Source organism: Dietzia sp. IBK-p2-15D, from assembly GCF_057773105.1.
In genome coordinates, this window is record NZ_JBYMTK010000010.1 from 73107 (window position 1) to 91356 (window position 18250).

Consider the following 18250-nt stretch of genomic DNA (forward strand, 5'->3'; position numbering starts at 1 on the left):
ATCTCGGCGGGATCGCCGGCTGGGCCGTGGGCGTCATGGAGGCGCTCGGCGGGCCCGGCGCGGCCCTCGTCGTGGGTCTGGAGAACGTCTTCCCGCCCATCCCCAGCGAGGTCATCCTGCCGCTGGCGGGGTTCAGCGCGGCGCAGGGCACGTTCACCCTCGCCGGTGCGATCTTCTGGACCACCCTCGGGTCCGTGCTGGGGGCGATCCTCGCCTACGGTCTGGGTTTCTGGCTCGGTGCCGAGCGGGTCCGCGCGCTGTTCGACCGGGTCCCGCTGATCCAGGTCGCGGACTTCGACAAGGCCGAGGGCTGGTTCACCCGCCACGGGCGGGGCGCGGTCTTCTTCGGTCGGATGGTGCCCGTCGTGCGCAGCCTCATCTCCATCCCGGCGGGTGTGGAGCGGATGAGCCTCCTGCTGTTCGTGCTGCTCACCACGGCCGGCAGTCTGATCTGGAACTCGCTGTTCGTCGTGGCCGGGTATCTCCTGGGTGAGCAGTGGCACCGGATCGAGTCGGTGGCGGGATGGGCGTCCAACGCCGTCGTCGCGGCGATCGTGGTGCTGCTGGCGGTGTTCCTGGGGCGGCGTGCCTACCTGGAGTTCAGGGAGCAGCGGGAACACCGCGACGCCCCACGCGGTTAACTGATGTGACAGCAAAAAGTCGTGTCAGCTCACCCGTGCACCCCAGGAGGAAACCATGTCCGCCATCCGCCAGGTCGTCCCGCTCGGAGGCCAGTGGCCGGGTCTCGACCCGTTCCTGTTCGCCGTCCACCACCGCGACGAGTTCCCGCCGGCCGACGGCGAGACAATGCGCCCCGCCGCCTCCCTCGCAGGCCGGTCCCTGGGGCAGGACTTCTCCGGAAAGGACGGCTGGTCGATGTACCACGGCCAGACCGTCCCCGGGTTCCCCCAGCATCCGCACCGCGGCTTCGAGACGGTGACCGTGGTGCTCGACGGAGTGGTCGACCACGCTGATTCCCTCGGGGCGGCCGCCCGCTTCGGCCACGGCGACACCCAGTGGCTCACCGCGGGCTCCGGCATCTCGCATTCGGAGATGTTCCCGCTGCTGGACACCGAGGGGCCCAACACGATGGAGCTGTTCCAGATCTGGCTCAACCTCGCCCCCGAGGACAAGTCCGCCGAGCCGCACTTCGACATGTTCTGGTCCGAGCAGACCCCGGTCGTCGTCCGCGGCGCCGACGGCGCCGCCGCGCGGTTCCGCGTGATCGCCGGGGAGGTCGACGGCGTGCGTGCCCTCGACCCGCCGCCGCACTCCTGGGCGGCACGGCCGGAGAACCACCTGGCCATCTGGATCGTCACCGTCGACCCGGGCGTGACCACGGAGCTGCCCGGCGCCGACCCCTCCGCGAACCGTGTGCTCTACAACTACGGTGGCCCGTTGACCGTCGACGACCAGCAGCTGGGGTACGACGCCGCCGTCCTCGCCCCGGAGACGGTCGCCGTGACCGCCGGCGACGAGGGCGCGGAGTTCCTCGTCCTGCAGGCCCGGCCGATCGGCGCCCCTGTCGTCCAGCAGGGGCCGTTCGTCGGCAACACCCGCGAGGACATCGTCACCGCCATGCAGGAGTACCGCGCCGGCGTGTTCGGCACCTGGGACCTGCCGCAGAACGATCCCGTCCACGCACGGGACGAGACCCGGTTCGCCCGCTACCCGGACGGCACCCTGACGCGGCCGGTGGGCTAGACCGCGGCCGACGGGTCAGCCCCCGTCGGGCCAGGCTCCGGTTCGCAGGAGCTCGAGGCTGGCCTCCTGGTCGATGATCGGCTGGCGCATCTGGTCGGCGCAGAAGTCCAGCAGCGCCTCCGAGAGGGCGGAGTTGTCCGACGAGATGGCACCGCGGGCGACCGCGACGTGGAGGTTCTCGGCGAACCCGTCGATCGCCGTCTGCGACACGCAGCTGTGCGTCGACACCCCGCACAGCAGCAGGTGGTCCACGCCGAGTTGCTCGAGCCGGGCCTTGAGCTCGGTGTCGAAGAAGGCGCTGTCGCGGGTCTTGACCACCTCCACGTGATCGCCCGTGGCCAACTCGTCGAGGAACTGCGCCTGCTCGGTGCCGGGGAACGCGAAGCCCTGGTCGTCCTCGCACATGTTGAGCGTCCACGTGGACTTGTCGCGGGAGTGCTCGGTGCGCACCAGCACGACGGGTCGTCCGGCGTCGTGGGCGGTGCGGATGAGCTCGTTGACCCGCGGCACCAGCTCGTCGCGCACCTTCGCCAGTTCGGGGAACTCGAAGTACGAGTTCTGCATGTCGATCACCACGAGGGCGGTCTGCTCGCCCGGACGCCACCACGTGTCCGAGACCTCGACCGGCGTGGTGCGCTTGTGCCGGTTGCGGTGCCACACCGTCTCGATCGTCCGCGCCACGTGCTCGGGGACGTCGCGGCCCTCGAGGTAGTCATCGATGTCGTCGTAGCGCAGGCCGAGTTCGTCCTCGTCGGTCTGGCCCTCGTTCTCGTCCAGCAGGTCGGCGGTGGGCACCTTGTCCCACAGTCGCTTCGGGGCGCCCAGTTGGCGGAGCAGGGCGCGACCCTGCCGCTTGTTCAGCCCCGACAGCGGCAACACGTCCGCGGCGCCGTCGCCGAACTTCGTGAAGAACCCGGTGACGTTCTCGGCGGCGTGGTCGGCGCCGATCACCAGTAGTCCGCGGTCCCCGGCCAGCGCGTACTGGGCGACCATGCGGTGACGCGCCTTGGCGTTGCCCTTCGTGAAGTCGGTGAGCTCGGCCCCCGTGCCCTCCCGGATCGCCCCGTTGAGGGCATCGACCCCCGGTGCGACGTTCACGGTCACGGTCTCGTCGGCGTCCACGAACTCCACCGCGGCGACGGCATCGGCCTCGTCGTGCTGCACCCGGTAGGGCAGGCGCATCCCCACGAACACCGCGTCGCCGCCGTCCGCGCGCACCCGCTCCACCGCGATCTGGGCCAGGCGCCCGGCCAGAGTGGAGTCGACCCCGCCGGAGATACCCAGCACGAATCCCTTGGCGCCGCTGGTGGTGAGGTAGTCCACGAGGAACCGCACCCTTCGCTCCACCTCGGTGGCGGGGTCGATGTCGGGCCGGACCCCGAGGCTGTCGATGATCGTCCGCTGTAGTTCGCGCATGGCCCCATTGTGCGAGGCCGGCGCCGCGGTGCCACCGCTCGGGCGCCGCCGGAAAGCCGGGCGCTGCCCCGCTCAGCCGCCGCCGGCGCGCACGAAGTCGCCCACGACCCGCGGCCACGAGGCCACCTCGGCCGGGGTCCGAGCCACCTCCAGTCGGGCGTCGGGCAGCAACTCCACAAGCTCCTCGGCCACCTCCAGCGGATGCGAGGCGTCGAGGGGCCACGCGAGCAGCAGCACCGGCATCCCGAGCCGGGCCACCTCCTCCCGTGGCGGCAGGTCGGTCGCGGCCGCGCCCCGGAACGCCGCGGGCAGCCACTCGTCCGCAACGTCGGGCGCGGTGACCGGCCGGGCCGGGTCGATGGCCGGCGAGGTGGGCGGCTGCCGCGTCACCTCGGACCACCGGGCCCCGCCCCAGCGTTCCACCTGCCGCGCGGCCAACTCGTACAGCCGCGACTGTTCCCGCCGCCACTGCCACACCGTCGGCGGGATGCCCAGGGTGAGCGATGCGAACCGCTCCGGCTCGGCCACCGCCGCGGTCAGCAGCGTCGCTGACCCCATCGACTGGCCCACCCCGTGGACGCGCCGGCCCGGGAACTCCTCGTCGAGGAGCGCCAGCAGGTCGCGGGCCAGCGCCGGCCACGTGTAGTCGTCCGGGTCCGCGGTGCCCGGGGACTCACCGTGACCGCGGGCGTCGTAGCGCACGACCCGCAGGCCGTCGCGGCCCGCCGTGAGGTCGAGGCCGAACACCTCGTCGCGGCGCCGGCTCGAGCTGAGCCCGTGCAACTGCACCACCGGCAGCCCGTCCCCGCGTACGTCGCGGGCGAGCGCGGGCCCGTCCCCGCCGGGCCGGGCGTCGAGCCGTCTCGTCGTCGTCACACTTCGCGCCTTTCCCCGTAACACGCCGCCCCTACCGTCCGGGCCATGAGGCTCACCACCGTAACGCGGATGTCGCTCCCCGACGGCGTCGTGCACCGGTTTGCGACCGATGTCACCCCAGCTCACGGCGAGGATCGATCCCCCTCGTTCGACCAGGCGCGCCACGCCTCGCTCGGCCCCCGCCCGGGCTCGTGGATGGCCGTGGCGTTCACGCTGCCGTTCCCGGCCGACCGGGACGAGGTCGCGCGGGCGTGGCTCGCGGTGATCGCGCGCCACGGGACCCTGCGCACGGTGCTCACCGGAGGTGGGCACGACCGCCACGACCGTGACGACCGTGACGACCGCGACGACGACAACGACGACGAGCTGCGCCTTCGTCCCGTGACCGTGCGGCCACTCGGGTGGCGGACCCCGCCCGCGGAGCCGGGGGAGGACCCGAGGGCCGTCCTGCGCCGGGTGTTCGACGAGGCGTGCTGCCCGTTCGCCCGGCCGGCGCACGCGCTGTGCCTGGTGGAGCCGCTGGACGAGCGGGAGCGGCCGGTCGTGGTGATCGGGCTCGACCACTGCCACGTCGACGCCTGGTCGCTGCTGGTGCTGATGCGCGACTTCTGCTCGTGCCTCGACGACCTGGCCTGCGGCCTCGAACCGGGCACCTGCCTGCCGCCGGCGACGGCGTTCGCCACCCACACCGCCGAGCTCGCCGCCCGCCCGCCCGCGCCGGACGAGGTGCACCGACGCTGGGCCGCGATCCTGGCCCGCGGCGGCGGTGAGATGCCGGTGTTCCCGCTCGACCTGGGCGACATCTCCACCCCGCGCGAGGAGGTGGTCGAGGTGCGCGACGTGCTCGACCCGGCCGGGGTCGCCGCCCTGGAGGAGACGGCCGCCGCCGGCGGAGTACGCATGATCTCGCTGGCGATCTCCGAGATGACGGCCGTACTCCACCGCCGCGCCGGGGTGGGCCTGCGCGCGGTCCTGCCGGTGCACTCCCGCCACGACGTGCGCACCGCTCGCTGGAACGACTCGGTGGGGTGGTTCATCACCAACTCCGTGATCGAGTGCGACGACCCCGACCCGGCCGCGTGCGCGGTGGCCGTGCGCGAGGCCGTCGACCTCGGTTCGCACGCACTGGGGCCGATACTCGCCCCGTACGGCGGGATGCCGCACACCCCGGGGATGTTCGCGATCTCGTGGCTCGACCACCGCCGCCTGCCGGTGGACGTGGACCTGAGCCTCAGCCCGCAGCACGTGTCGGCCGCGATCCGGACCGACGGGGTGATGGTGTGGTTCGTGGTCAGCGGTTCGGGGCTGCACGTGCGCTGCCGCTATCCGGGCATCGATGCCGCCCGCGGGTCGGTGGGGGGTTGGCTCGACGAGCTGTGCGCCGGGCTGGTCCGCCGCGCCACCCCGGCCGCCGGTCGCACCGGGCCGGGCGAGCAGGACGAGGCCGCTCGCGTGCAGGTCAGTGGGGCGGCGCCTCGGACTCCGGCCCCAGGTCGGCCTGCAGCCACCCCACGTCGAGCCACCGCCCGTGCTTGAACCCGATCCGTTCCAACCGGCCCGCCTCGCGGAACCCCATGGCCAGGTGTAGAGCCACGCTCGCCTCGTTCGGAAGGGTCACGATCGCCAGCAGTCGACGGAACCCGGCCGCCTCGAGCCGGGCGAACAGCTCCCGGTACAGCGACCGCCCCAACCCGAGGCCGTGCGCGCCCGGATCGACGTAGACGCTCACCTCGCAGGACCAGCGGTACGCCGCGCGGTCCTTGACCGGCCCGGCGTAGGCGTACCCGACGATCCGACCGTCGAGCTCGGCCACCAGCCAGTCGTACCCCGCCAGTGCCCGGGCGATCCGCGCCGCGAACTCGTCGACCGGCGGCACCTCGGTCTCGAACGTCGCCGTGGTCTCGCGGACGTACGGCGCGTACACGTCCAGACAACCGACGGCGTCGGCCACGGTGGCGCGGCGGATCGCCCTCACACCTCCGGCCCTCCCGGGTTGCAGCCCTCCGCCAACATGCGCTCGGGCGAGACCACCGGCCGCCACGGTTCGAGATTCCAGGTGGGCTTGTCCGGCTCGAGCAGTCGCGCCCAGGTCCAGTGGCAGTCGAACTGCTCCCACATCCCCGGACTGTCGGCCTCGGGGACGAGCCGGACGACCTCCCGCCAGGCCGTTCGCGAGTCGCCCTCCCCCCACGCCTGGCGGCCGGCGGTGGACGGGGCCACCTCGAGCGTCACCCCGTAGTCGGAGTCGCCCCAGGTCGCGGCGTCGATGAACGGCGGGACGGGCGGGGGCGAGTCCCGCTCCGTGGGAGCGGGCCCACCGGCGGCGGGGGACGATGTCGGCGCCGGGGGCGGGGACTCCCGCGGCGCGGCCGTCGGCACCCGCGCCGCGGAGGTGGACACGGACGTCGTCTCCCCCGAGTCCCCGGGCGCGGGTTCCTGCGGCTCCGACGAGCACCCACCCAGCGCGAGGGCCGCCAACAGCACGGCGCCGAGCGCGGCGGCAGTGGATCCGGTGGGCGGGCGGTGCGACATCGCTCGCAGTCTGCCACGGGCAAAGGGTTGCGCCCGAGCACGTGTGCAGAGGATCCTGTCTGCGGAAGGGAACCCGGCGCAGGCGGAGAGCCCGCACGCCAGCCCTCCCGCAGAAGGAGCGTGACCGATGCCCCCGTTCGACCTCTCCCAGCTTCAGGCCATGTGGGACGGGATCTTTCCCGCGATCTTCGGGCCCCTCGCTGCCTTCGTCGACACGATCGGCGCGTCCGTCCAGGGGCCCTGACGGCCTCTCAGCCCACCGCGAGGATCTTGTGTAGCGTCCGGAGGTTCCTGCTCGTCAGGTGACGTTCATGCGCTCGGTTCCCGGAGGCCTTGCCGGCGGCCGAGCTCAGCGTCGCCCCCTTGGGAACCCGCCAGTACACGCACCCTGATCCCGCGGTGACAACCTCGGTGCCGCCGGGCTCGATCGCCGCGCCCATCGCCTCGGCGACCGCCCGGGTCACCGCCGGGTCATCGGAGAACACGACGTAGTCGTGGTGCTCGTCGAGCGACTCGAACGGGTACGCCGCCACGGCCTCCTCGACGGCATCGCGGGTGAGGACCTGCACCACCGCGTCGTACCCGAACCTGTCGGCGTAGGCGGCTTCGAGCACCGCCCGGAGGTCGTCCTCGGCGCGCGGGTCGGTGAGCACGACGTTCCCGGTGGCGAGGACGGTTCTCACCTCCGCGCAGCCCGCGTCCTCGGTGCAGGCCCGCAGGTCCGACATCGCGATCCTGGCCGACCTGCCCACGTTGATCCCCCGCAGCAACGCGACCTTGCGGTCCGAGCTCGACCCGCCGGGACCGGCTGTGGCGTTCATGGACCGATCCTCGCACCACGGGCAGGCCGCGAGGGTAACTTTGGCGACCATGGCAGTGTCAGTGCAGTCAGTGACCACGATCGAGGCCGGCATCCCTGAGATCATGGAGGTCCTCGCCGACGTCGAATCCCTCGTCGACTGGTCGGAGGCCCACCGCGAGGTCGAGATCCGCGAGGCCGACGACGAGGGGTGGCCGATCGTGGTGTGGGAGAAGATCGCGCAGTACGGCGTGACCGACGAGATGGTTGTGCGGTACGAGTGGTACGACGGCGAGGTGAGCTGGTCCCTCGTCGAGAGCAGCACCCAGAACGTACAGAACGCGCGTTATGTGCTGACGGACAAGGGTGACGGGACCACCGAGGTGGTCTTCGACCTCGAGGTGGACCTCAAGATCAAATTTCCCGGAGTGATGCTCAAGAAGGCCCAGAAGCACATCGCGGACGTGGCCACCTCCGGCCTCCGCAAGGAGGTCCTCCGGCGCTACGGCTAGCCCAGCAGATCGAGCGCTGCCCGCACCCCGGCCGCCGGCAACTGCCCGGGCGCCGAGGCCCCGCCCACGGTGGCGAAGGTGGCCGCCGATCCGAACGTGCCGCCGCCGATACGCGTCACTGCCCCGAGCGCGCCCATCGACATGGTGATCAGCGGGATACCGGCGACGCGGTGGCGACTCTCGGTGGCGGCGATCAGCGTCACCACGTCGGCCGCCGAGCGGGGCATGACGGCGATCTTGGCCACGTCCGCCCCGGCGGCCTCCATGGCCTCCAGTCGAGCGACGATTTCCGCGGCCGGCGGCGTCGCATCGAAGTCGTGGTTCGACGCCACCACCGAGGTGCCGTGCGCGTGGGCCGCCTCGATCGCCCGTGCCGCCCGCGGGTGCCGGTACTCGACGTCCACCGCGGCCGCCAGACCGGTCGCCGCGAGAGCAGCGACAAGCGCGACGTAGGCGTCGTCGGTGATCCCGGCACTACCGCCCTCGGCCGTGGTGCGGAACGTGGCCAGGATCGGGGTGTCCGGAAGCAGTGCGGCCAGGGCCTCGAGCGCCGCCACCGCCGGGCCGGGATAAGTCGACGTCCCGGCCTCGGCGGCGGCCGCCCCGGGCCGGGCGGGGGCGGGCTCGTAGAGGTCGACCCGCCACTCGACGAGATCGACCACGGGATCGTCGGCCAACGCCGCGGCCTGCTCCTCCAGTTGCGTGAGGTCGCCGGCGGTGATCGGGACGATGATCGACGGCGAACGCGCATCCAGGTGCAGCTGGTGACGGGGCATGGTTAGACCCTACGACGACCCCGGCCGGGTCCGGACCGTCAGCTACACCCCTCGCAAGGGCACGGCCGGCGGGCCGGGATCAACTCCAGCGCGGTCAGGCCCCCGGTTCCCGAGGTGCGGTAGTACCTGCCCGCCCAGCGCAGGGTGCGGGACGGCCGGCGTACGGGGACCAGTTCCCAGGTCGGGCCGCCGGAGCCCTCGCACAGCAGGTGCCCGGCATCGAAGACCTGCCCGGCCAGGACGGTCTCGCCCCACCGACCCAGCAGATCGGCGGTCTCCCGGGCAGACAGGCCCCGCACGAGCAACTCGGGGTGCCCCAGATCCGTCAGTCCGATGGTGTAGCCGAACCTCTCGTCCGGAGGGAGTGGTGTGGCGGCGCAGTCGCCGCAGTCGCAGCCCTCGCCGACGTGGACGACGTGCATCCCGGAGTGCTCGACGTTCGCGGCGACCCGCAGCATGTCGCGGTCGATGGTGGGGGCGTAGGCGGAGCCGGTACGGAGCGGGATGGCGGTGTGGGACATGGGATCTCCTCTGTGCGGGTGTATCGGGCCCGGGGCCCGGCGTCGAACAGGTGCTCGATGCGGTGCTGACGGTAGATCCCACCTACGACACGGACCGTGGAGTTGACGTCCTGTACCCGGACGGGACGGGTGCACACTGGGGGCGGACACGCGGGAGACGCGTGGTCGGACTCGACCGGAAGGGGCGCCTGTGAGGGTCGCGTTGGCACTGGGCTCGGGCGGGGCGCGTGGATACACGCACATCGGCGTGATCCGTGAGCTGCAGGCACGTGGACACGAGGTGGTCGGTGTCTCCGGGGCGTCGATGGGTGCCGTCGTGGGTGCCCTCTACGCGGCCGGCAAGCTCGACGACTTCGAGAAGTGGGTGCGGGGCCTGACCCAGCCCGCCGTCCTGCGGCTCCTCGACGTCTCCTTCGCGGGCGGCGGCGCCATCCGGGCGAACAGGATCATGGCGGTGATCGGGGCGATGTTGGACGACGTCCGCATCGAGGATCTCGAGATCCCGTTCACCGCCGTCGCCACCGATCTGCGGGCCCGCCGGGAGGTCTGGTTCACCCGCGGTCCCGCGGACGTGGCGGTGCGGGCGTCGTTCGCCATCCCCAGCGTCATCACCCCGGCGTTGGTCGGAGGGCGGTTGATCGTCGACGGTGGCGTGACCAACCCCGTCCCGCTGGAACCGTTGGCGCCCGTGAACAGCGACCTGCTGCTGGCGGTCTCGCTGACGGGGCGTCGGTCCGGGATCCGAGGGTCGACGTTCCAGGAGAGTTCGGACCCGGACGAGGTGTCCCCCGAGGCCGAGCCGAAGATCTCCCGGAGGGGTGCCGCGGGCGGGGCGAGGCCGGCGGGCACGCTGACAGGCCGGATCCGGACCGCCGCAGCGGACGTCCGCGACGGCGACCTGGTGCGACTGATCGCCGCGCGATTCGGCCAGGATCCGGCTGTCCCGGAGGACGAGGACTCATCGGACGCCGGCGGTGACGTGGCCGATGACCCGGTCGATGGCGTCTACGACGGGACGGCCGGGGTCCGGGCGCCCGGTCAGCCGTCTGACGTGGTGGAAGAGGTCGTCGACGAGGGCGAGCGTGAGGTCGCCGACGACGACGGCGAGGAATCCCTTCCCGGGTCCCTGCGGATCTTCGACGTGGTCACCCACACCATCGAGGCGATGGAGAGCATCGTGACCGCCTACCGCATGGCCGGCAACCGCCCCGATGTCCTGGTCGAAGTCCCCTCGGACGCGTGCTCGACGTTCGACTTCCACCGGGCGGACGAGCTGATCGCGCTGGGCCGCCGCCTCACCGCCGAGGCGCTCGACCGCGCCGGGATCTGACGGGCTCGGTCCTAGGCGCCACCGCCGTTCTCGCCACCGCCGTTCTCGCCACCGCCGTTCTCGCCTCCGTCGCCGACGAGCGGCAGGTGCTGCGAGCAGTACGCCTTGACCGCGGCCGTCACCACTGCCGGTGCCTCGGTCACGGGAGCATCGGGATGGGCGTCGTTGTACATCTGGAGCACGTCGATGTAGCCGGTGCCCTCGTCGAACGACGCGCAGGCGTCACGGCCGCGGGTGATGTAGTCCTGCTCGTCCGGCGTGTCCACGCCGACCCGTTGGATGTCGTTCAGGAACTCCTCGTCCGGGTTCGCGCTCTCGCCCCCACCCTCCTCGGAGCCTTCGGGCTGCGGGCCGTTGCCGGTCGTGGCGCCGCCCTCGCCGCCCTCGCCGCCGTCGTTCATCGCGTCACCCACCGCCGACGTGGCCTCGGCGGCGACGGATCCCACCGCGCTGGTGGCCTCACCGACGGCCTCCTCGGCCTCGCCCTCCTCGCCGCAGGCCCCCAGGGCCAGTGCCAACGCGGCGAGGCCTGACGCGGCGGCGAGAGTGCGGGAACGGGTCCGTGCGGACCGGGGTGTGACGGTCACGGTGGGTCCTCCTCGTCAAGTCGGTTGTGCGACACCGGCCCACGGGGCAGGTGCTGTGGCGAGGGTAATTCACCTGTGCGGCCCGGTCGGGTCTGATTGCCCGAATGTCTGTGAGTGGTGTCACAATCGAGACGTGAACGAGATGGGGTACTCCGAGTCACTGGGCCGCGCGCTGGGGGCTTTGGCGGACCCGTTGCACGAGCCGGTGCTGCTGGCATTTCCGGTGTTCATCACGTTCGTCGCCATCGAGTGGATCTCGGCGCGGGTGCTCGAGGCCCGGGAGCCGGGCGGCTACCAGCCGCGGGACGCCGTCACCTCGCTCCTCATGGGAGCGAGCTCGCAGGCGTTCTGGCTGGTCGGAAAGCTGATCGGCCTGGTCATCTACGCAGCGGTGTGGGTCTACCTCGCACCGTGGCACCTGCCGTCGAATGCCTGGTACACGTGGGTCCTCGCGATCGTCGGCACCGACTTCCTCTACTACTGGTACCACCGTGGCGCGCACCGGATCCGTCTGGTCTGGGCCACGCACCAGGCCCACCATTCGAGCGAGTACTACAACTTCGCGACCGCCCTGCGCCAGAAGTGGAACAACTCCGGCGAGATCGTCGCCTGGCTGCCTCTACCGCTGTTGGGGGTGCCGCCGTGGATGGTCTTCACCGGGTTCTCCATCTCGCTCGTCTACCAGTTCTTCGTGCACACCGAGCGCATCGGTCGGCTCCCCGCACCGGTCGAGTTCGTGTTCAACACCCCCTCGCACCACCGCGTGCACCACGGCAGCGACGCCGAGTACCTTGACCGCAACTACGGCGGGATCCTCATCATCTGGGACCGCCTGTTCTGCACCTTCCGCCCCGAGACCCACCGGCCCACCTACGGGCTCACGACGCCGGTGACCTCGCACAACCCGTTCTGGCTCCAGACGCACGAGTACGTCGCCATCTGGCGGGACCTCCGCGGTGCGACGAGCTGGCGCGAGCGGCTCGGCTACGCGTTCGGCCCACCGGGGTGGAGGCCCGCCCCGGTGCCAGCACCCATCCCCCGATCATCCGCCGGGGTCCCCGAGCCGCACTAGGGTGGGGCGCATGGGAACTGCCTCGATTCTCGCCGACCCACTCGTCGTGGGAACCGCCCGACATGACGAAGGCGTGCGGCGACTTGTCGAGAGCTTCCGGGCCGTGCCCGCAGGTGAACCGGTTCGGCTGGCCAAGCGGACGTCCAACCTGTTCCGGCCGCGCGCCTCGTCGTCGTCGCCCGGTCTCGACACCTCCGGTCTCACGCGCGTCATCTCCGTCGACCCCGGGGCCCGCACCGCCGACGTCCAGGGCATGTGCACCTACGAGGACCTGGTCGACGCGACCCTGCCATACGGCCTGATGCCGTACGTGGTGCCGCAGCTCAAGACCATCACCCTCGGTGGCGCGGTCACCGGGCTGGGCATCGAGTCCTCCTCGTTCCGCCTGGGCCTACCGCACGAGTCCGTGCTCGAGATGGACGTGCTCACCGGCACCGGCGAGATCGCCACCGCCCGCCCCGACGGCACCGAGCGCGAACGCGCGCTTTTCCGTGGCTTCCCCAACTCGTACGGCTCGCTCGGCTACGCGGTGCGGCTGCGGATCGCGCTCGAACCGGTGGGGCGCTTCGTGGAACTGCGCCACGTACGGTTCGACTCCCTCACCGCGCTCGAGTCGGCGCTGGCGCGGATCAGCGAGGACGAGCGATACGACGACGAGGAGGTCGACTTCCTCGACGGGGTCGTGTTCTCGGCCGACGAGTCGTACCTGTGCCTGGGTCGGCGGACCGACGAGCCGGGGCCCGTCTCGGACTACACCGGGGTGGCCGACAAGCAGGCGATCTTCTACCGCTCGATCCGACACGGCGGTCCCGCCGGCTCGGTGGAGCGCGACCGCCTGACGATCCGCGACTACCTGTGGCGCTGGGACACGGACTGGTTCTGGTGCTCGCGGGCGTTCGGCGTGCAGAACCCGCGCATCCGCAGATTCTGGCCGCAACAGCTGCTGAGGAGCTCGGCGTACTGGAAGATCATCGGGTTGGACCACAAGTACGACCTGGGCAACAGGATCGGCGCACTCAAGGGCGAGGGCCCGCGCGAGCGGGTGGTGCAGGACGTGGAGGTCACCATCGACCACACCGCCGACTTCCTCGAGTGGTTCCTGCGCGAGGTGCCCATCGAGCCACTGTGGATCTGCCCGCTGCGACTGCGTGAGTCCAGCCCCTCGCCCGGCGTGGGCGGCGGCCCCGGCTCCGACCGGCCCTGGCCGCTGTACCCGCTGGCCCCGGAGACCACCTACGTCAACATCGGCTTCTGGTCCTCCGCGCCGATCGAACCCGGCATGGCCGAGGGGGCGTGGAACCGCCGCATCGAGGAGGAGGTCTCCGGACTCGGCGGCCACAAGTCGCTGTACTCGGAGGTCTTCTACTCCCGCGAGGAGTTCGCCCAGCTCTACGGCGGTGATCACGCGGGCAGACTCAAGACGGAATTCGATCCCGAGGGCCGGTTCGCGACCCTCTACGACAAGGCGGTGGGTGCACGGTGACCACGACGAGTGCGGGGACCGCTGGTGCCCCGGGGAAGATGACGATCGGCGAGATCATCGGCGCCTTCGCCGCCGGTGAGCCGCCCCTGCGGATCGAGGCCTACGACGGGTCCTCGATCGGACCCGAGAACAGTGACCTGGTGCTGCGGCTCAAGAGCGAGAAGGCGCTGCAGTACTTCGTCACCGCCCCCGGTGACCTCGGGCTCGCGCGGGCCTACCTCATGGGTGAACTCGAGATGGACGGCGTCCATCCGGGGGCGCCCCACGACGTGTTCGGGGCGCTCGAGGTGTTCCGCAAACACATGACCCGGACGCCCGATGCCCGGACCCTCGCCAGGATCGCCCGGGCGGTGGGCACGGAGAACATCAGGTTCCTCCCCACGCCGCCCATGGAGGTCACGCCGGCGTGGAAGCGGGTCGTGTCGGGGATGCGCCGACACTCCAAGGAGCGGGACTCCGAGGTCGTCAGCTACCACTACGACGTGTCGAACCGCTTCTACGAGTGGATCCTCGGGGAATCCATGACGTACACGTGCGCCTGCTACACCGCCCCCGACACCTCCCTCGAGGAGGCGCAGGAGAACAAGTACCGGCTGGTGTTCGACAAGCTGGGTCTCGAGGCCGGCGACCGGCTGCTCGACGTGGGGTGCGGTTGGGGCGGCATGGTCCGCTACGCCGCCGCGCGGGGCGTGCGGGTGATCGGCGTGACCCTGTCCAAGGAGCAGGCCGAGTGGGGACAGGCCGCGATCGCGCGCGACGGACTGGGTGACCTCGCGGAGGTCCGGTTGCAGGACTACCGGGACGTACCCGAACGCGACTTCGACGCCGTCAGCTCGATCGGCATCACCGAGCACATCGGTCGCAAGAACTACCACGACTACTTCACCCGGCTGCACAACTACCTGCGGCCCGGCGGGCGCCTGCTCAACCACTGCATCACCCGGCCGGACAATTCGCGCACGGTCAAGGCGGGGCAGTTCATCGACCGGTACATCTTCCCCGACGGCGAGCTCGCCGGCGCTGGGACCGTGCACCTGGAGGCCGAGAACGCGGGCTTCGAGGTCGTGCACGAGGAAAACCTGCGCCAGCACTACGCGTTCACCCTGCGGGACTGGTGCGCCAACCTGGTCGAGCACTGGGACGAGGCCGTGGAGGAGGTCGGCGAGCCCATGGCCAAACTGTGGGGCCTCTACATGGGCGCGTGCCAGTACGGCTTCGAGCACAACAAGATCCAGCTGCACCAGATCCTCGCGGTCCGGCTGGGCGACACCATGACCTGGGATGTGCCGCTGCGGCCGTGGTGGCAGGCCTGACGAAGGCCTCCGAGGGGCAGCCGCCCGCGCGGGCATCGCCTGCGCAGCCGGACCGCCGGGTCAGTCGATATCGAGGGCCAGGAGGACCTGACCGGTCGGCGCCGGCGATCCACCCGCGGGCTCCTCGGTGATGCCGATCTGCTCGGAGTTCCGGATGCCGTCGATCTGCGCCGAGGGCGACGGTCCGACCTGGCCGGACTCCATGGTCCCCGCCGAGATGGGTTCATGGTCACCCATCAACCACAGCTGGTAGGCGCGGCCGGTGGCCGGCTCGGGGAGGTCGGTCATCGAGATGACCGCCATGTCCTCCGTCTTGGACGCCAGGACGGTGGCGGTACCGGTCGCGCCGACCTGGCCGCGGACCACCGCGAGGTCCTCCGCCGCCAGCAGCGAGGTGACCTTGCCGGGCATCGACGGCGGGGCCGCGACGGGCACCGAGCTGTCGCTCCCTGCGTTGTCGGTGATGCGACCGATGGTCACGCCACCGGCGACCAGCACCACGGCGGCCGCCGCGGCGGCGAGGAACGACAGCGGACCGGGCCGCCGGCGCTCGCGCTCCCGGCTCAGGTCGACCACGTCGGTGCCTCCGCCGGGCTGATCCCGGTCGGTGTCCCCGGCGTCTGCCGGCCGGGCCGGCCCGCGGGGGGTACCGGCCGCGGCCAACTCCAGGACGCGGTCCCGCAGCTGCGGCGGGGGCGCGGTGTCGAGCCCGGCGTCGGCGACCATGCCGGCGACGACCTCACGCGTCGAGGCGATGTGCGCCAGCATGGACGACTTCTCCTCGGCCGATGCGCTGACCAGCGCCATCTCGACGGCTTCGGCCTCGTCATCGTCCAGGGCGTCCAGGGCGTAGAGGTCGAGGTCCTCGGGACGGACGCTGCCCAGGTCCGACGGATGATCGTGGTGCCGAATGCTCATGACAGCTCACCTCCCAGGCAGTTCTTCAGGCGACGGAGACCGTCGCGGATTCTCGATTTGATCGTGGGTAGCGCGGTGCCGAGACGGTCGGCGACCTCGCGGTACGTCTGGCCGGAGAAGTAGGCCATCTCGATGGACTCGCGCTGGTTGTCCGTGAGGGTCCCCAGGCATCTGCGGACCTCCGCGGCGTCCTCGTCACGGGAGAGCTGTTCGGTGACCTGCTCCGCGATGTCGCCGGACCGGGTGAAGTCCGCCGCCGCGTCCATCTCGTCGCGCCGCGCGGCGGACGTCTCCGAACGAACCCGGTCCACCGCCCGACGGTGCGTGATGGTCAGCACCCAGGACTGCACCGATCCCAGACTCGGCCGGTAGTCGGCAGCCTGCTTCCAGACCTGGAGGAAGACCTCCTGCACGGTCTCCTCGGCGTACCCCGGGTCCCGCAGGACCCTCAGGGCCAGGCCGTAGACGCGCGGGGACATGAGGTCGTAGAAGCGACCGAAGGCCTGGAGGTCACCGGAGGAGGCGAGCTCGAGCAGGCGCCCCGGGTCGGTCAGTGGCGGGGCGACTGGCTCGGACACGGTCACCAGTCTAGGGCCAATCCGGTCCGGGTCGCGGGGCGGCCGTGTTCCCGGTGCGGGGATCTCTACGAGGGTCATGCCGTCGCCACCCGGAACGTCCGGTTGTGCCAACCCGTGGCGCCGCTCGGGACGGGCTCCCGCCGCTCCTCGGGCTGTACCCGACCGGCCCCGTCCGTCGCGCGGACGTGCAGGGTGTGCAGACCGGGTTCGGCGTCCCAGGTCCACGACCACATCCGCCAGGTGTCGACCGAGTACTCCTCGGACAGTTGCGCCTCGCGCCACGGACCGTCGTCCACCCGGACCTCGACCCGCTCGATACCGCGACGCTGGGCCCAGGCGGTGCCCGCCACCACAACCGGCCCGGGCGGTACCTCGGCGAGCGGCGCGGGCCGGTCGATGCGGCTGGCCGTCCGGATCGGACCCCGCTCCGCCCACCCGCGATCCGTCCAGTACGCACTGGCCCGGTCGAATCGGGTGACCTCCCAGTCCACGACCCACTTGGTCGCCGAGACGTACCCGTAGAGCCCCGGCACCACCTGGCGGACCGGGTACCCGTGCTCGAACGGCAGCGGTTCGCCGTTCATCCCCACGGCCAGCAGGGCGTCGCGGCCGTCGGTCAGTGCTTCGAGCGGGGTGCCGGCGGTCCAGCCGTCGACCGACGTCGATAGCAGCATGTCGGCGTCCGGCAGGGGCCCGGCCTCGGCGAGCAGGTCAGCGATCGAGAAGCCGGTCCAGCTCGCGGTGCCGACCAGGTCGCCACCGACCTCGTTGGACACGCAGGTCATGGTGATGATGCGCTCGCGGGTCTCCCTATCGATCAGCGATTGCCAGTCGAGCTCGATCTCGCGCTCCACCATCCCGTGGATGCGCAGTCGCCAGTCGGCGGCCCTCAGCGAAGGGACCCGCAGAGCGGTGTCGATCCGATAGAACTCGTCGTTGTCGGTGAGGAACGGGGTCGCGCCGGGCGCGTCCGGGACCACACCTGTCGGCACGGCAGGCGCCGCGTTCCGCGCGAGGACCCGGGGCAACCGCAACCCGGTGCGTTCGGCCACCGCCTCGGCGGCCCGGCGGGTCAGTGCCATTCCCGTGGCACCGGCCGCGGCGATAACGGCCGCGGCCGACCCGGCCAGGACCAGGAAGCGTCGACGGTCGGGATCCCGCCGCGTCGCGGTCCCCGCCGCGCCGGTGCCGGGCGAGGAGGCACTTTCCCCGGTGCCGGCGGAGGCGGACCCCTCCGGGCCTCCGGCGGCCGCGGCGACGGAAGACGCGGGGAACAGGGCGCCGATCATCGCCCGCAGGGCCACGATCGAGACGATCGCGCCGAGCACCGTCGGCAGTGCCCACAGCGGCCCCGCTGTCGGCCGGGTCACCGCCGCTGCGGTGCCGATGAGGCAGAAAAGGGCGAGCACGATCGTGCCGGCGGGACGTCCCCGGCGCTCGATGAGGCCCACCACCACGCCCGTCACCACAAGGATGACCGCCAGCCCGGCCATCAGTGCAGGCTTGTCGGCGGTACCGAGTGCGTCGATCGTCACCTCGCGCACCGCGGAGGGGGCCCGGTCGACCACCGAGTCGGCCACGGCGAGGAACGGCGACGACCCGGGGGCCACGACTCCGGCGACGGCATGACCCACCGCGACGGCGAGGCCGGTGGCGAGGAGGCCCGCGCCGGCTCTGGCCGCGACGAGGGATCGGGACTGTGGAGTGTTCACGTCCTTGATTCGGAGCCGGAGCCCGGTCGGACGGCCCGGTCGGACGGCCCGGTCGGCCTGCACGGCCGGGCGCGCTCAGGTCAACCCCCGGGAGTCAGCGCGGCCTCACCCCGGCTGGCGC

The 18250-nt window shown here is 71.7% G+C and carries 19 protein-coding genes and 1 pseudogene; 8 read left to right on the top strand and 12 right to left on the bottom strand.

Going from position 1 to position 18250, the window contains the following annotated elements; translation table 11 throughout:
* Positions 1-35: 35 nt before the first annotated feature.
* Entirely contained in the window at positions 36-641 is a 606-nt protein-coding gene (locus tag AC3DEV_RS13455; protein ID WP_120285713.1) for a DedA family protein, read from the top strand.
* 55 nt (positions 642-696) lie between these two features.
* A complete protein-coding gene (locus AC3DEV_RS13460) occupies positions 697-1704 on the top strand; it encodes a pirin family protein (RefSeq protein ID WP_488372435.1) in 1008 nt (335 codons plus the stop codon).
* A gap of 15 nt (positions 1705-1719) precedes the next feature.
* Here the strand turns inward: AC3DEV_RS13460 and AC3DEV_RS13465 are convergent, their stop codons facing one another.
* The 3 genes and pseudogenes from AC3DEV_RS13465 to AC3DEV_RS13475 all read right to left on the bottom strand — a co-directional run bounded on the left by AC3DEV_RS13465 (position 1720) and on the right by AC3DEV_RS13475 (position 3996).
* Positions 1720-2280, bottom strand: coding sequence for a cysteine hydrolase family protein (locus AC3DEV_RS13465; RefSeq protein WP_256385645.1), 561 nt, complete (start codon positions 2278-2280; stop codon positions 1720-1722).
* A 21-nt stretch (positions 2281-2301) separates the two neighbouring features.
* A pseudogene (gene nadE, locus AC3DEV_RS13470) lies at positions 2302-3120 on the bottom strand (NAD(+) synthase); the annotation flags it as partial.
* A gap of 72 nt (positions 3121-3192) precedes the next feature.
* The gene (locus AC3DEV_RS13475; RefSeq protein ID WP_488372436.1) at positions 3193-3996 is read right to left on the bottom strand and encodes an alpha/beta fold hydrolase; all 804 of its coding nucleotides are present in this window, start codon (positions 3994-3996) and stop codon (positions 3193-3195) included.
* A 45-nt stretch (positions 3997-4041) separates the two neighbouring features.
* Here AC3DEV_RS13475 and AC3DEV_RS13480 point away from each other — a divergent pair, with 45 nt between their 5' ends.
* Complete coding sequence (locus AC3DEV_RS13480) at positions 4042-5532, top strand: condensation domain-containing protein (RefSeq protein WP_488372437.1); 1491 nt, start codon at positions 4042-4044, stop codon at positions 5530-5532.
* Here the strand turns inward: AC3DEV_RS13480 and AC3DEV_RS13485 are convergent.
* From AC3DEV_RS13485 to AC3DEV_RS13495, 3 genes are all read right to left on the bottom strand, one after another.
* Positions 5456-5971, bottom strand: coding sequence for a GNAT family N-acetyltransferase (locus tag AC3DEV_RS13485; protein WP_472982596.1), 516 nt, complete (start codon positions 5969-5971; stop codon positions 5456-5458). The genes AC3DEV_RS13480 and AC3DEV_RS13485 overlap by 77 nt on opposite strands.
* Positions 5968-6528 carry a DUF2599 domain-containing protein gene (locus tag AC3DEV_RS13490; protein ID WP_488372438.1) on the bottom strand — a complete coding sequence of 187 codons (561 nt, stop codon included), beginning with the start codon at positions 6526-6528 and terminating at the stop codon, positions 5968-5970. The genes AC3DEV_RS13485 and AC3DEV_RS13490 overlap by 4 nt, the downstream gene beginning before the upstream one ends.
* Positions 6529-6779: 251 nt before the next feature.
* Positions 6780-7349 (bottom strand): DUF1697 domain-containing protein, encoded by a 570-nt coding sequence (locus tag AC3DEV_RS13495; RefSeq protein ID WP_488372439.1) that lies wholly within the window; start codon positions 7347-7349, stop codon positions 6780-6782.
* A 49-nt stretch (positions 7350-7398) separates the two neighbouring features.
* Between AC3DEV_RS13495 and AC3DEV_RS13500 the strand changes: the two genes are divergently transcribed.
* The gene (locus AC3DEV_RS13500; RefSeq protein ID WP_154830186.1) at positions 7399-7839 is read left to right on the top strand and encodes an SRPBCC family protein; all 441 of its coding nucleotides are present in this window, start codon (positions 7399-7401) and stop codon (positions 7837-7839) included.
* On the opposite strand, the gene aroD is transcribed toward AC3DEV_RS13500, so the two are convergent.
* The gene (gene aroD / locus AC3DEV_RS13505) at positions 7836-8615 is read right to left on the bottom strand and encodes a type I 3-dehydroquinate dehydratase (RefSeq protein WP_488372440.1); all 780 of its coding nucleotides are present in this window, start codon (positions 8613-8615) and stop codon (positions 7836-7838) included. The genes AC3DEV_RS13500 and aroD overlap by 4 nt on opposite strands.
* A 38-nt stretch (positions 8616-8653) precedes the next feature.
* Positions 8654-9136: a DUF4262 domain-containing protein gene (locus AC3DEV_RS13510; RefSeq protein ID WP_488372441.1), complete on the bottom strand. Its 483-nt coding sequence runs from the start codon at positions 9134-9136 to the stop codon at positions 8654-8656.
* A 190-nt stretch (positions 9137-9326) separates the two neighbouring features.
* Here AC3DEV_RS13510 and AC3DEV_RS13515 point away from each other — a divergent pair, with 190 nt between their 5' ends.
* A complete protein-coding gene (locus AC3DEV_RS13515) occupies positions 9327-10466 on the top strand; it encodes a patatin-like phospholipase family protein (protein WP_472982599.1) in 1140 nt (379 codons plus the stop codon).
* Between the two features lie 11 nt (positions 10467-10477).
* Here AC3DEV_RS13515 and AC3DEV_RS13520 read toward each other — a convergent pair whose 3' ends face one another.
* On the bottom strand, positions 10478-11053 hold the full coding sequence (locus tag AC3DEV_RS13520) for a DUF732 domain-containing protein (protein WP_488372442.1): 576 nt from the start codon (positions 11051-11053) through the stop codon (positions 10478-10480).
* A 142-nt stretch (positions 11054-11195) separates the two neighbouring features.
* On the opposite strand from AC3DEV_RS13520, the gene AC3DEV_RS13525 reads away from it, so the two are divergent.
* Genes AC3DEV_RS13525 through AC3DEV_RS13535 form a run of 3 tightly spaced genes read left to right on the top strand, consistent with a single transcriptional unit; the run spans position 11196 to position 14921 of the window.
* Positions 11196-12125 (top strand): sterol desaturase family protein, encoded by a 930-nt coding sequence (locus AC3DEV_RS13525; protein ID WP_488372478.1) that lies wholly within the window; start codon positions 11196-11198, stop codon positions 12123-12125.
* Between the two features lie 10 nt (positions 12126-12135).
* On the top strand, positions 12136-13608 hold the full coding sequence (locus AC3DEV_RS13530) for an FAD-binding oxidoreductase (protein WP_488372443.1): 1473 nt from the start codon (positions 12136-12138) through the stop codon (positions 13606-13608).
* Complete coding sequence (locus AC3DEV_RS13535) at positions 13605-14921, top strand: class I SAM-dependent methyltransferase (protein ID WP_488372444.1); 1317 nt, start codon at positions 13605-13607, stop codon at positions 14919-14921. The genes AC3DEV_RS13530 and AC3DEV_RS13535 overlap by 4 nt, the downstream gene beginning before the upstream one ends.
* A gap of 60 nt (positions 14922-14981) precedes the next feature.
* Here AC3DEV_RS13535 and AC3DEV_RS13540 read toward each other — a convergent pair whose 3' ends face one another.
* From AC3DEV_RS13540 to AC3DEV_RS13550, 3 genes are all read right to left on the bottom strand, one after another.
* Positions 14982-15839, bottom strand: coding sequence for an anti-sigma factor (locus tag AC3DEV_RS13540; RefSeq protein ID WP_488372445.1), 858 nt, complete (start codon positions 15837-15839; stop codon positions 14982-14984).
* Positions 15836-16417 (bottom strand): ECF RNA polymerase sigma factor SigK, encoded by a 582-nt coding sequence (gene sigK, locus AC3DEV_RS13545; protein ID WP_163376190.1) that lies wholly within the window; start codon positions 16415-16417, stop codon positions 15836-15838. The genes AC3DEV_RS13540 and sigK overlap by 4 nt, the downstream gene beginning before the upstream one ends.
* Positions 16418-16491: 74 nt before the next feature.
* Positions 16492-18051, bottom strand: a complete 1560-nt coding sequence (locus AC3DEV_RS13550) for a molybdopterin-dependent oxidoreductase (protein WP_488372479.1) — start codon at positions 18049-18051, stop codon at positions 16492-16494.
* Between the last annotated feature and the right edge of the window lie 199 nt (positions 18052-18250).

What these genes read in the sequence shown, in the direction of transcription:
- AC3DEV_RS13500 (WP_154830186.1), top strand. Translation starts at nt 7,399, where the DNA reads ATGGCAGTGTCAGTGCAGTCAGTGACCACGATCGAGGCCGGCATCCCT.
- AC3DEV_RS13525 (WP_488372478.1), top strand. Translation starts at nt 11,196, where the DNA reads ATGGGGTACTCCGAGTCACTGGGCCGCGCGCTGGGGGCTTTGGCGGAC.
- AC3DEV_RS13460 (WP_488372435.1), top strand. Translation starts at nt 697, where the DNA reads ATGTCCGCCATCCGCCAGGTCGTCCCGCTCGGAGGCCAGTGGCCGGGT.
- AC3DEV_RS13480 (WP_488372437.1), top strand. Translation starts at nt 4,042, where the DNA reads ATGAGGCTCACCACCGTAACGCGGATGTCGCTCCCCGACGGCGTCGTG.
- AC3DEV_RS13540 (WP_488372445.1), bottom strand. Translation starts at nt 15,839, where the DNA reads ATGAGCATTCGGCACCACGATCATCCGTCGGACCTGGGCAGCGTCCGT.
- AC3DEV_RS13490 (WP_488372438.1), bottom strand. Translation starts at nt 6,528, where the DNA reads ATGTCGCACCGCCCGCCCACCGGATCCACTGCCGCCGCGCTCGGCGCC.
- AC3DEV_RS13510 (WP_488372441.1), bottom strand. Translation starts at nt 9,136, where the DNA reads ATGTCCCACACCGCCATCCCGCTCCGTACCGGCTCCGCCTACGCCCCC.
- aroD (WP_488372440.1), bottom strand. Translation starts at nt 8,615, where the DNA reads ATGCCCCGTCACCAGCTGCACCTGGATGCGCGTTCGCCGTCGATCATC.
- AC3DEV_RS13530 (WP_488372443.1), top strand. Translation starts at nt 12,136, where the DNA reads ATGGGAACTGCCTCGATTCTCGCCGACCCACTCGTCGTGGGAACCGCC.
- AC3DEV_RS13455 (WP_120285713.1), top strand. Translation starts at nt 36, where the DNA reads ATGGAGGCGCTCGGCGGGCCCGGCGCGGCCCTCGTCGTGGGTCTGGAG.
- AC3DEV_RS13495 (WP_488372439.1), bottom strand. Translation starts at nt 7,349, where the DNA reads ATGAACGCCACAGCCGGTCCCGGCGGGTCGAGCTCGGACCGCAAGGTC.